Genomic DNA, 12,603 nt, shown 5'->3' with positions numbered 1-12,603 from the left:
GCTAGGGTCTGGCATGATTGCGGCTTTACGGGCTATGCTCCCGGTTCCGTCGGCCCGGGCAGGAAGGGGATCGAGCGTGCTGACCGTCTCCGAAGCGCAGATGGCGGCGGTGTCGATCGGCTATCGGGACCGCCTGATTGCGCGGCTCGGGCAATTCCTGACCGACGGGCATCCGCAGGAGACCAGCGCACTCGGCCCGGCGGGGCTGCACGCCTTCGTCGAACAGGGCATGGCCGCCGCGGCCCGCCATGGGATGGAAGATGAACAGTCGGTCGGCCTCTATCTCACGCTGACGCTGCTCTACGGCCCGGATTTTGCGGCCACCCCCGAACAGGCCCGGCTCCAACAACTATTGGCGCTCGACGTCGATGGCCGTGTGAAGATGCGGTGGATGGCCGATCACATGATCGCGGCCGAGGAACGCGGCAGATGAGCGGCGGTGGCGGCAGCGGCGGCGGCTGGGTGCGCGGCAATCGCCCGGGCCAGCCGCCCGCGGCGCCCGCACAGCCGGCGACGACACCTTGGCGGTCGGCCGAACCAACTGCCTGGTCCGATGCCCCGCCACCGGTGCCGCCAAAGCCACAGACCACCCCCTGGCAATCCGCCGAGCCGTCTGCGTGGTCCGATCCGCCCCCGCCCGTTCCACCCAAGCCCGCGTGGAAGCCGGCCGTTCCGAACAAGCCGGTGCTGGATGCGCTGCAACGCGCGCAGGCGACGCTACCGGCCAACAGCGTCGCCAGCCCGGTGCAGACCTGCCCCTATCGGCTGAAGGAGAAGGTGACGCCGCGGATCAGCGGGGTGGATCGCCTGAAACGCCGCCGCGCCGACATCCCCAAGAGCGAGAACGGCAAGATTACGCTGAAGGTCGAACGGACCTGGCAGAACCTGGGCTACACGCTGGATGGCACCGGCACGCTTACGCCCGCCCCGGGCGGATGCGATCTGTTCACCGATCCGGGCTTCACCAATCCGGTAGCCGGGCCGCTGACCTATCCGGTGTCCAAGCTGCTGGCCGGGATGGATCTTTATGTCCGCCCCGCCGATCGCGACGGGGCGAGCGCCACCTTCACGCTGGCGTTGAGCGATGCGCGTGACGATCGGATCATTGTCGACGCCGCGGTCAGCCACAGCGTCACGATCGAGGACGTGGGCGTGGTACGCCCCACCATCAAGACCGAATACAAGGTCGCGATGCTCGATCAGGCGCTCTACACCTTCCAGCGCCCTGGCGAGCCGAAGCTGGAGCCCGATCCGACCCGCATCGAGCTGGGGCTCGACAATCACGATCCGCGCTACACCGGGCACGGCACCTTCCAGCCCGGGGGCAAGTCGCGCCTGTTCCTTGATCCGACCTGCCGGACACTGGCGACGAACCTGAAATTCACTGCCGATCAGCTACGCGCCGGCGTGAAGCTATGGGCTCGCGGGCTGACCCAGGGCGTGATCGACATGACCCTGACGCTGTCACCCTCGACCGATCCAATGGTGGAGGCGGGCCCGCCTGCGACCGAGACATTCGGCGTCGCCAGGCTGGCCATGAAGCTCAGCCATTATGACGATGCCGCCACCAAGCCCGCCAAGCGCCCGCACGACGATGCCGGGCTGGTGCAGCAGGTGATGACCGATGCCGACAAGGTCGCCGGTCGCCGCCTGCTGAGTGTGCAGCGCGCGGCGCATGCTTCGCGCGCGAAAGTAGAGGTGTTGAAGCTCGAGGCGGGCGATTGGCCGGCCGGCAGCGATGCGCACATGATCGTGATCGACCAGTTCCGACGCGCATCGGGCGGCGGATCGCGCATCCTGAAACTGTTCGATGCTGAAAAGGGCGGCAATGAGGTCGCGCTGCCGCTGCAGATCGGCGTGCCGGCGCTGAAAGCGGCCCCCAAGACCTATTGGGTCGAAGGCGCCAGCGCCGGATCGGACTGGTCCGATTGCGGGCTGGAGGTGGGCATGGACCGCACCGATCCGCCGCCCATTCCTAAGATACCCAAACATTATGGCGATTTCGGCCGCTTCACCGTGATCGAGGTCGTCTCCGCGGACCTGACGCCGATCGCGGAGCGGCTGGAGGATGACGGCGCCGCTGCCGGATCGAAGAAATACACGATGTGGACCAACCTGAAGAAGGGCGGCGCGGGCCGCGAGGTCGAGGTGGAGGCCAAGATCCATCCGCCGCTGAGCGGGCTCAAACTCTATTTCCGCTGGGTGGCCGATGCCGCCAACCGCAAGACCAACAACGGCGTCGACCTGGATGAGATGTGGCCGCGGATCGACGGTAGCTGGACGAAGGCGCAGGCGATAAAGTTCGACTGGTTCGACACGCTGACGCGGGGCGCGGACAAGCATCGCACTGCCATCACCAACCATGGCAGCGCCAAGTGCAAGCTCGTCACTGCGCGCTACGGCGGGGATAAGGCGAAGATCGGCATCTATATCAGCCAGGATCCGCAGCAGGGCCAACACGAGGCGGGCGATGCGCTGCACGCGCAGGAGCCGCCGCAGTTCAACACGGTCGAGGTACGGCGCAAATTTTGGATCCAGCTGATCCAGGCGGCAGGCTCGCCGGCGCTGAGCACGGCCGCCGCCACTGCCAATTTCGATGCGGTCCGCGCGACCATGATCACCAAGCCTCAGCTTGACCTGAGCGACGCGGACATGCGGCGCATCCCCAATTCGCGGTTCGTGGGCTATATGATCAACGAAGGCGCTGGCAACGGCATGCAGACGATGATCAGCAACCTCAACAAGGACAAGTTCTACACCCGATACAAGCCAGCTGCGCTGACCCTGCCGGTTGCGATCGGCGATGCGCAGTGGGATCTCAACGGCCGCGACGAACGGGTGACCGTAGTGCTCGCCAATCGGCTGGCCGGTGCGTTCCCGATAACCGAACGCACCACGCACTGCCTGTCCAGCCCGGCGATCAACGGCAAACCGCTATTCCGTTCCGGCAGCTACGAACTGTTCAAATATGATCACGCGGCCGCGCAGTGGACACTGGCCAAGCGCGGCAAGGTGCGCGAAAGCCATGTCTTCGTCGATCCCAACCGGACATCGGTGTTCGACGTGTCGGTCAACGATCCGACCGACACCGGCAGCGGATCGCTAATCACCAACCAGCATTACATCACGATCACGCTGAACCTTCAGTGCGCCGCCGGCCCCTATGCCGGGGAATCGCAGAATCAGCGCATCATCACCATCCGCCAGGCAGATCGCCAGTTCAACGATACGATCGTGCACGAATGCGGCCACGCCTTCCGCCAGGTCATCAATCCCGGCAATCAGCTGCCACAAGGCCCGACCCATCCCAATTCGCAGCTGGGGCAAGGCTGGCACTGCTTCCACCATGAGGCGGGCGAGCTGCGCAACTGCGTGATGGATCCGGTGGTGCAATCGGACGCGGACGGCATCCACCGCTTCTGCGAAGTGTGCCATGGCTTCATGGTGATCGAAGAAATGTCCGACGTCCAATGATCCGCGCCGCACGCGCAGGCATCGGCCTTGCGCTGGGTGCGCTGCTGGCGCTGGGTGCGGGCGCTGCAGGCTGCGATGGCGGAAGCCAGGCTGCGCCGCCACCGCCGCCACCACCAGCACCGGTCGCAACATCGCCTGCCCCTGCCCTGTCCCCTGCCGGGAGAACCATGATGGCCACTCGTCCCGAACCGGCGCCGCTGCCTGCCTTTGCCGATGCCGATTTCGAACATTTGGGAGAGGACCAGCTCGACGAGCTCGAAATGGCGCTCGCATCGATCCAGAAGCCGCTCCTGTCGGTGGCGGCGCCCGCCCGGCTCGATCCACGGCGCAGCGATACACTGCCTGTCCTCCTCGCCAGCCGAGTGAACAAGCACCGTCGGTGGGACGTGCAGCCCCAGCTCAACATGATCGTGGCGATCTCGGATCTCGTCACCGGCGACGTGGCGTTCCACTTCCCGTTCGTATCGGGCAAGCCGGTGATGCCGTCCGGCCGCTCGCGGTTCGGCCCCGAACCGGCGGAGCCGTGGGAATCGGCCGCCTTTCCGAAGGTGTCGCTGCTCGAACTGCCGCTCGGCAAGGCGCGCGAAGGCGCGCGGTTGCTGGCCACCACTGCGCTGTACTTCGACTGGAAATCGCCGACCGTGCGTACCGCGATCTCAGGCGAGCCGCGCGCCTATCCGGCCGAGCCGGCGACCGCCGCCGCCTGGCTGATGCCGAACCCGACCGGTGATCTCGCCGCACCGCCCTCGTCTGCCCCGGCTTCGATGGTCGTCCAGCGCAGCGATCGCGGCGTGTTGGTGGCGATCGGCCGCGTCAACGGACCGGCGGGAAGCCGCGCGCTGCCAGTCACCCTGCTGATGCTGCGACGCGACGATTTCACCGCCCACAAGCAGCGCATCGTGCTGGTGCCCGATGCCGCGGGCGGGGCAAGCTTTGCAATCAACCTGTCGATGGCGCTCAACGCCGGCAGGCCCGCCCAAGAGATGTTCTACCTGATCGCCGGCCCCGAAGTAATCGGCCCGTTCGCGCCCGACGGCTGACCGAGCATCACCGCCTCGGGTGCCACATCGGTGCCGCACGATCTCTGCTCACACCGTCACAAAAAAGGTCCTTCCCTAACCCCGCGGCGGGCAAAGTTGGCTCAATGTCGTGGCAAATCCGTTCCGCCGGCGCTTGACCCGCGCCGGCAATATCCCTGTATTCGCGCCGCTCTTCCGACAAAGGACACCGCATGACGCTGCGCCACGCCGCACCCTCGATCCTCGCTACGCTGGCCGCCGGACTGCTGCTGGCGGCCGCCGCCCCGGAGGCGGCCGATCCCTATCTGTGGCTGGAGGATGTTGAGGGCGCGAAGGCGATCGCGCAGGTCAAGCAATGGAATGCCAGCGCGGACAAGCGGTTGGAAGGTACGCCGCGATACGAAGCCTATCGCCGCCGCGCGCTCGATCTGCTGCAGGACGATCGGCAGATCGCCACGCCTACCACCGTGATCGGCGGCAATGTGCTGAACCTGTGGCGCGACAAGGCCAACCCGCGTGGGCTGTGGCGGATCGCGCCTATCGCCAGCTTCGCGGCCGGCAAGCCACAGTGGCGCACGCTGATCGACGTCGATGCTTTGGGCAAGGCGGAGACGCGCAGCTGGGTCTGGGGCGGCGCTGTCTGCCGCGCGCCCGATTATGCGCGCTGCATCGTCAGCCTGTCCGACGGCGGCGGCGATGCGGCGGAGAAGCGTGAGTTCGACATTGCATCCGCCCGGTTCGTCGAGGGCGGTTTCACGCTGCCCGCCGCCAAGGGCAACGTCGCGTGGGCCGGTGGCGATGCGCTGCTGGTGGCGACCGACTTCGGGGCTGGCAGCCTCACCACATCGGGCTATCCGCGGATCGTGAAGCGGTGGCGGCGCGGCACGCCGCTGGCATCGGCATCCACCATCGCGGAGGCTGCGACCGGCGACGTCCGCCTGTCACCGACCGTGATCACCGATGCCACCACCAGCTGGCCGATGGTGATGCGCGGGATCGATTTCTATCGCACCGAGGTCCGCCATATTGCGCCCGACGGCCGGCTTGTCGCGTCGCCGCTGCCGCAGGAGGCGGAGGTGGAAGACGTGATCGACGGACTGCTCGTCGCCAAGCTGGACAAGGATTGGCAGGGTCACAAGGCAGGCGCGCTGGTCGGCTATTCGATCCCGGATCTTGTGGCGGGGAAACCGGTGGCGATCCGCGACATCATGGTGCCGGGCAAGACGCAGTCGATCGAGCAGGTGGCGGCCGGCAAGTCGGTTCTCTGGGTCAAGCTGCTCGACGATGTCTCGGGCAAGCTCGTCGCGCTGCGTGCGGGTGCGGACGGCCGCTGGGCGCAGACGGCGAGTCCGCTGCCGGCAAATGCGACGGTGCGGCTGGATGCGACGTCAGGCCAGGAGGATCTCGCTTTCGCAACGGTCGAGGCGATGCTGACCCCGCCGACGCTCTATGCGGTGCGCCCGGGGGCCGGCCCGATCGCGGTCCAGTCGCTGCCGGCGCGGTTCGATGCCAGCGCGTTCGAGGTGACGCAGCGCTTCGCAACCTCGAAGGACGGTACCCGCATCCCCTATTTCCTGGTGCGCCGGAAGGGACAGACCGGCCCGGCGCCTGCGCTGATCCATGCCTATGGCGGCTTCCAGGCGGCGCAGACGCCGACCTACCTGACCGAGCAGCCCTATCGCAGCGGCCCGGCCGCGCTGTTCTGGGCGGAAGGCGGCAATGCCTATGTGCTGGCCAACATCCGCGGCGGCGGCGAATATGGCCCGGCCTGGCATCAGGCGGCGCTGCGTGAGAAGCGGCAGAACGCCTATGACGATTTTCACGCGGTTGCCGAAGACCTCGTGCGCACCGGCGTCAGCGCCAAGGGCAGGATGGCGGCATCCGGCCGCTCGAACGGCGGACTGCTGGTCGGCGTGCTGATGGAACAGCGCCCCGATCTCTACGGCGCGATCGTGATGGGATCACCGCTGATCGACATGAAACGCTATTCCCACTTGCTGGCTGGCGCGTCGTGGATGGGCGAATATGGCGATCCCGACGTGCCGGCGGACTGGGCTTTCATCGCGCGCTATTCGCCCTACCAAAATTTGAAGGCGGGCGTGCGCTATCCCGCCCCATTCATCTACACATCCACCAAGGATGATCGTGTCCATCCCGGCCATGCCCGCAAGTTCGCGGCACGGCTGGCGGAGCTCGGCCAGGACTTCTATTATTCGGAGGCGATCGAGGGTGGCCATGCGGCCGGGGCGGACCGGATCGAGGACGCCCGACGCGCGGCGATGGTGACGATCTATCTGGAGAGGGAACTCGGCGGTGACCGCGCGAAAGATCCAATGCGATAATCGGTGATTCCGATCAGGCAGACTGTTTTAACTGATTTGCTAGATCAGTGCGCGGCGCTTAGCCTGCTGTCATCAGTTTCAACAATGTCCGCTCGTACCCCTTTGCGAGACGGACCCGGCGAGGAGAAGACGCATGGACGCGAAGACGAGCGGTGACCCGCTGAGCGGTTGCCCGATGAAGGAAGACAAGGCGCTGCGGTCTTTGCTCGGCCGTACCAACCGCGATTGGTGGCCCAACCAGGTGCCGCTGGATATCCTCCAGCAGAACGGGCTTTCGAGCGACCCGATGGGCCCGGATTTCGATTACGCAGCCGAATTCAAGACGCTCGATCTGGCGGCGGTGAAGGCGGATCTGACCGCGCTGATGACGGACAGCCAGCCCTGGTGGCCGGCCGACTATGGCCATTACGGCCCATTCTTCATCCGCATGGCGTGGCACAGTGCCGGCACCTATCGCACCGGCGACGGCCGCGGCGGCGCTTCGTCGGGCTCGCAGCGCTTCGCGCCGCTCAACAGCTGGCCGGACAACGGCAACCTCGACAAGGCCCGCCGCCTGCTCTGGCCGATCAAGCAGAAATATGGCCGCAAGCTCAGCTGGGCGGATCTGATGATCTTGGCCGGCAATGTTGCGATCGAATCGATGGGCGGACCAGTGTTCGGTTTCGGCGGCGGCCGCGCCGATGTGTTCGAGCCCGAGAAGGACATCTACTGGGGCACAGAGGAGGAATGGGTCGGCAGCGAGAGCAGCCAGACCCGCATCCAGCCCGATCGCGAGATGGCGCTGGAAAGCCCGCTCGCCGCGATCCAGATGGGCCTGATCTACGTGAACCCGGAAGGCCCGGGCGGCAATCCCGACGCACTGCAGTCTGCCCGTGACATTCGCGAAACGTTCGCGCGGATGGGCATGAATGATGTCGAGACCGCGGCGCTAACTGCCGGCGGCCACACGTTCGGCAAGGCGCACGGCGCGGGCGACGCATCGCTGGTCGGTGTCGAGCCGGAAGGCAGCGACATTGCGCAGATGGGCTTCGGCTGGACCTCCACCCATGAGAGCGGGATGGGCGATCACACCATCACGTCGGGCATCGAGGGATCGTGGACCCCGACCCCGATCAACTGGGACATGACCTATTTCGATATGCTGCTCGACCATGAGTATGAACTGGTTCGCAGCCCGGCAGGTGCCAAGCAGTGGCAGCCCGTCGGCAACCCGGAAGAGACCCTCGCGCCCAAGGCGCATACGCCGGGCGTGAAGGTGCCGACGATGATGACCACCGCCGACATGGCGATGAAGGTCGATCCAGAATATCGCAAGGTGATGGACAAGTTCCGCGCGGATCCGGCCTATTTCGCCGATCAGTTCGCGCGCGCCTGGTTCAAGTTGTGCCACCGCGACATGGGGCCAAAGGCGCGTTACCTGGGGCCCGACGTTCCGGCAGAGGATCTGCTGTGGCAGGATCCGATACCGGCGGCGGATTATGCGCCGATCGGCGAAGGCGACATCGCTGCGCTCAAGGGGAAGATCCTCGGTTCGGGCCTGATGGTTTCCGAACTGGTATCGACCGCCTGGGCGTCCGCTGCCACCTATCGCGGCTCCGATCATCGCGGCGGTGCCAATGGCGCACGGATTCGGCTGGCTCCCCAGAAGGACTGGAAGGTCAACCAGCCCGAGCAGCTGGCCAAGGTGCTGAACGTCTATGAAGGCATCAAGGCCGAGTTCGACGGTGCAGGTGGTGGCAAGAAGGTGTCGATCGCCGATCTGATCGTGCTCGGCGGGACCGCCGCGGTCGAGAAGGCGGCGAGGGACGGCGGCCATGCCGTGGCGGTGCCGTTCACGCCGGGGCGGACCGACGCCAGCGCCGAGCAGACCGACGCCGAAGGCTTCGATGTGCTTGAGCCGAAGGCAGACGGCTTCCGCAACTATCTCGGCGTGCGTTACAACGTGCCGACCGAGGAGCTGCTGGTCGACCGCGCCCAGTTGCTGCGGCTGAGCGCGCCGGAGATGACAGTGCTGGTCGGTGGCCTGCGCGTGTTGGGTGCCAATCATGGCGGCTCGCCGCACGGCGTGCTGACCGATCGGGTCGGCACGCTGACCAACGACTTCTTCGTCAACCTGCTCGACATGGGGACGGCCTGGAAGGAAGTCGACGAAAGTGGCGACGAGGAATATCTCGGCACCGACCGCGCCACCGACGAAAAGAAGTGGACCGCGACGCGGACCGACCTGTTCTTCGGGTCCAACTCGCAGGTCCGTGCGATCTCCGAAGTCTATGCCTCGGCCGATGCCGGCGAGAAGTTCGTGAAGGACTTCGTGAAGGCCTGGACCAAGGTGATGAATGCCGATCGGTTCGATCTGAACTGATCGGATATCGGCCCGGCCGTCGACCAGATCGGCGGCCGGGTGCGATCCGGCTTGTCGCACGGCGCGGTTCCTGGCGATAAGCGCGCATGAGCGACCATCCCGACACGCCGCCTACCGTCCGCCTCCAATCGCTATCGGGCGTGCTGCGCCGCGCTGCGCTGCGCCATCGCGATCGGCCCGCCATCCTCTGCGGCGATATGCAGTGGAGCTATGCCGAATTCGATCGCCTCGTCGATCGGCTTGCCAATGGTCTGGCCGAAGCCGGCATCCGCCCCGGCGACCGGATCGCGCTGATCGCGCGCAACAGCCATGCGTTCATCGCCCTGCGATTTGCTGTCGCGCGTGCGGATGCCGTGCTGGTGCCGATCAACTTCATGCTGAACGCCGAGGATGTCGGCTATGTGCTGGCGCATAGCGGCGCGCGGCTGCTGTTTGCCGATATCGATACGATCGATGTGGCGCTGGCTGCCCGCACGCCGGGTATCGAGGCGATCTACGGCCTGCCCGGGGAAGCGCTGCCAGCGCCGTCCGGCATACCAGCGTGGGATGCGCTGTTCGGTGCCCTTACGCCCCGACAGGAGACGCGCGGCGGCGGCGATCTGCTGCAGATCATCTACACCAGCGGCACCGAGTCCCGACCGAAGGGCGCGATGCTGTCGCACGATGCGGTACTATGGGAATATCAGAGCTGCATCGTCGATTGCGAATGGACCGCGGACACGATCGCTCTGCACGCGATGCCGCTCTACCACTGCGCACAGCTCGATTGCATGATCGGCCCCTCGCTGCAGGTGGGCGGCTGCAACATCATCACGGCCGATCCGTCTCCGGCCAATTTGCTGCGGCTGCTGGCGGCGCACCGCGCCAATTCCTTCTTCGCGCCGCCGACCGTCTGGATCGGTCTGCTGCGCCACGATGCGTTTGACGCCACCGATCTCGGCGCGCTGGCCAAAGGCTATTATGGCGCGTCGATCATGCCGGTGGAGGTGCTGCGAGAATTGCGCGCGCGCCTGCCCCGGCTGCGGCTGTGGAACCTGTACGGCCAGACCGAGATCGCGCCCGTCGCGACCATATTATTTCCTGAGGAGCATGCCGAGCGACTGGGATCGGCCGGCCGGCCGACACTGCATGTCGAAACCCGGATCGTGGACGATGCGATGGCTGAGGTCGCGGTGGGCGAAGTCGGCGAGATCGTGCATCGATCGCCGCAATTGCTGACTGGCTATTGGGACGATCCCGTCCGCACGGCGGAGGCGTTCGCGGGCGGCTGGTTCCACAGCGGCGATCTCGGCTGGCGCGATGCGCATGGCTATATCACCGTGGTCGATCGCAAGAAGGACATGATCAAGACCGGCGGCGAGAATGTCGCCTCGCGCGAGGTGGAAGAAGCACTCTATGCCCACCCCGCCGTGTCCGAGGTGGCGGTGATCGGCCTGCCGCACGCGAAATGGATCGAGGCGGTCACGGCCGTCGTCGTCCCGCGAACGGGCCATGTCGTCGATGCCGACATGCTGGCCGCCCACTGCGCCGAGCGGCTGGCCGCGTTCAAGCGGCCCAAGGCGATCCATTTCCGCGATGCGCTGCCCCGCAACGCAAGCGGCAAGATCCTGAAACGCGCGCTACGCGAGGAACTGGCGGGCGGAGGCTGATCCCCCGACCTGCCCGTTCACTTCGCCGCTTCGGCCTTTGCCGCCGGCTTTCCGGTGCTTTCCAGATAGCTTGTGATCTGGAGGACGGTCTCCAGATCGTCAATCGGCGCGACTGCCATCTTGGTACCCGGATAATAGGATTGCGGGTTCGAGATGAACGCGACCAGGCTGTCGCGATCCCACTGCACCTGCGTCTTCGGATCGCTCATCGCTGCGGAATAGGAATAGCCCGGCAAGGTGCCGGAGCGGCGCTGGGCGACACCATTCAGATCGGGACCGATCTCGCCTTCGGTGAAGCTGCCCGCCTTGTGGCAGCTGGCGCATTGCTGCCCGAACAGCGTCTTGGCCTTCGCCTCATCATATTTGAAGGCGAACAGGACCTGCGTGAACTTTTCCTGATAGACGCCGCGACTGGCGAAATCCTGGACCATGTTGCCCGAGTCCGCCTTGGCATAGGATTGCGCCACGCGCGCCTGTTCGGCCTTGGTGGGCACGCCCGGGCGCAGCCGCAGCAGCCGCCCCCGCGATGCATCGGTCAGCACATAGAGATAACCGTCCGGCCCCTGTGCGACCGATCGGATGCGTTCGCGCAGATCGCCCATCAGCGCTTCTTCCTGCACGACCTTGTTGTCGTGCACGCGCAAGCGCCGCAGCACCTGCCCCATCAGTTCGGCCGCGAAGAAATCGCCCTTCCACTGCGGAAAGCGGCTGCCGTCATAATAGGCCAGGTCCCCCGGCGCACGCGACGGTGACCACACCGCGATCGGATCGACGAACTCCGCTCCGTCCTGACGGTCGGACATCGCCCGGCCGGTATAGTCGAACCCCCAGGTGACGAGCGGCCAGCCATAGTTGCCGCCCGCCTTCACCACGTTCATTTCGTCACCGCCCTTGGGGCCGATGTCGATCGTCCAGATCCGGCCCTCGGCATCGCGCGCCAGCCCGGCCGAATTGCGAAAGCCCATTGCCCAGATCTCGGGCTTGGCGCCTTCGGTCTTGGCGAACGGGCCGTTCGCGACCGGGCTGCCGTCGCGATTGAGATGGATGATCTTGCCGGACTGGTTGTCTGTCCGCTGCACCATGCCGCGGCTGCCCTGCCCGCCCGATCCGACGCCGACCAGCATCGTCTTGTCCGGCAGGAACAGGATCCGCATGATGTTGGGGCCGCCCGGCGGGGCCGGCGTGGCGGTGGTGAACAACAGCTTCTGATCGACCAGCTGGCCGCCCTGGAGCTTCGCCTTCATCAGATGGCCGGTGCGGGCGCTGTCGGTGCCCGTGACGTAGGTCAGGTAGATCATGTTGTTGCTGGCGAAATCCGGGTCCAGCTTCACATCCAGCAGGCCATCGAAGATGCTGGTATTCAGCACTTCGGGCGTGCCAGCGATCGGCGTCGGCTGCAGCACGCCGCCCTTGACCAGCCGCAGCCGGCCCGGACGCTCGGTGATCAGCATGTCGCCATTGGGTAGCCAGGCCATCGCCCAGGGGTGGTCGAGCTTGTCGATCACCTGCTCGACCCAATAGCTGGTCTGCGGCGCGCTTTGGTCGGCAGCGGCCGGGCTGCCCCCGCCCGCGATCATCGCGATCCCTGCGACCACCATCGCTACCGGCACGGCGTGGGCCAGCACGCGCATGTTGAAGCTCGTCTTCGCCTTCATCGACACCCTCTCCGATCGGCCGCCGCTTTGGTCGCTGGCGTGGACTCCTCGCATCCCGAATAGATGGGTTTGCAGTCACTGCCACTGGCGAAAATGATGTCC

At 66.0% G+C, this 12,603-nt stretch carries 7 protein-coding genes; 6 read left to right on the top strand and 1 reads right to left on the bottom strand.

All coding sequences use genetic code 11. The features are described from left to right. Positions 1-76 precede the first annotated feature (76 nt). From ABC347_RS17245 to ABC347_RS17220, 6 genes are all read left to right on the top strand, one after another. Positions 77-433, top strand: a complete 357-nt coding sequence (locus tag ABC347_RS17245) for a hypothetical protein (protein WP_413246939.1) — start codon at positions 77-79, stop codon at positions 431-433. Beyond that, positions 430-3,474, top strand: a complete 3,045-nt coding sequence (locus tag ABC347_RS17240) for a hypothetical protein (RefSeq protein WP_413246938.1) — start codon at positions 430-432, stop codon at positions 3,472-3,474. Before ABC347_RS17245 ends, ABC347_RS17240 begins: the two co-directional genes overlap by 4 nt. 170 nt (positions 3,475-3,644) lie before the next feature. Beyond that, the gene (locus ABC347_RS17235; protein WP_413246937.1) at positions 3,645-4,514 is read left to right on the top strand and encodes a hypothetical protein; all 870 of its coding nucleotides are present in this window, start codon (positions 3,645-3,647) and stop codon (positions 4,512-4,514) included. Between the two features lie 191 nt (positions 4,515-4,705). Beyond that, complete coding sequence (locus ABC347_RS17230; protein WP_413246936.1) at positions 4,706-6,835, top strand: prolyl oligopeptidase family serine peptidase; 2,130 nt, start codon at positions 4,706-4,708, stop codon at positions 6,833-6,835. A 133-nt stretch (positions 6,836-6,968) separates the two neighbouring features. After that, positions 6,969-9,197, top strand: coding sequence for a catalase/peroxidase HPI (katG, locus tag ABC347_RS17225; protein WP_413246935.1), 2,229 nt, complete (start codon positions 6,969-6,971; stop codon positions 9,195-9,197). An 86-nt stretch (positions 9,198-9,283) separates the two neighbouring features. Beyond that, a complete protein-coding gene (locus ABC347_RS17220) occupies positions 9,284-10,846 on the top strand; it encodes a fatty acyl-CoA synthetase (RefSeq protein ID WP_413246934.1) in 1,563 nt (520 codons plus the stop codon). A gap of 17 nt (positions 10,847-10,863) precedes the next feature. On the opposite strand, the gene ABC347_RS17215 is transcribed toward ABC347_RS17220, so the two are convergent. Continuing rightward, positions 10,864-12,501, bottom strand: coding sequence for a PQQ-dependent sugar dehydrogenase (locus ABC347_RS17215; RefSeq protein WP_413246933.1), 1,638 nt, complete (start codon positions 12,499-12,501; stop codon positions 10,864-10,866). Between the last annotated feature and the right edge of the window lie 102 nt (positions 12,502-12,603).

This window comes from Sphingomonas canaveralia (assembly GCF_047238125.1).
Lineage (GTDB): Bacteria > Pseudomonadota > Alphaproteobacteria > Sphingomonadales > Sphingomonadaceae > JBDFMH01.
The sequence above is the reverse complement of the archived record's forward strand: the minus strand, read 5'-3'. Positions and strand labels throughout refer to the sequence as shown.

What these genes read in the sequence shown, in the direction of transcription:
- ABC347_RS17240 (WP_413246938.1), top strand. Translation starts at nt 430, where the DNA reads ATGAGCGGCGGTGGCGGCAGCGGCGGCGGCTGGGTGCGCGGCAATCGC.
- ABC347_RS17235 (WP_413246937.1), top strand. Translation starts at nt 3,645, where the DNA reads ATGGCCACTCGTCCCGAACCGGCGCCGCTGCCTGCCTTTGCCGATGCC.
- ABC347_RS17230 (WP_413246936.1), top strand. Translation starts at nt 4,706, where the DNA reads ATGACGCTGCGCCACGCCGCACCCTCGATCCTCGCTACGCTGGCCGCC.
- katG (WP_413246935.1), top strand. Translation starts at nt 6,969, where the DNA reads ATGGACGCGAAGACGAGCGGTGACCCGCTGAGCGGTTGCCCGATGAAG.
- ABC347_RS17220 (WP_413246934.1), top strand. Translation starts at nt 9,284, where the DNA reads ATGAGCGACCATCCCGACACGCCGCCTACCGTCCGCCTCCAATCGCTA.
- ABC347_RS17215 (WP_413246933.1), bottom strand. Translation starts at nt 12,501, where the DNA reads ATGAAGGCGAAGACGAGCTTCAACATGCGCGTGCTGGCCCACGCCGTG.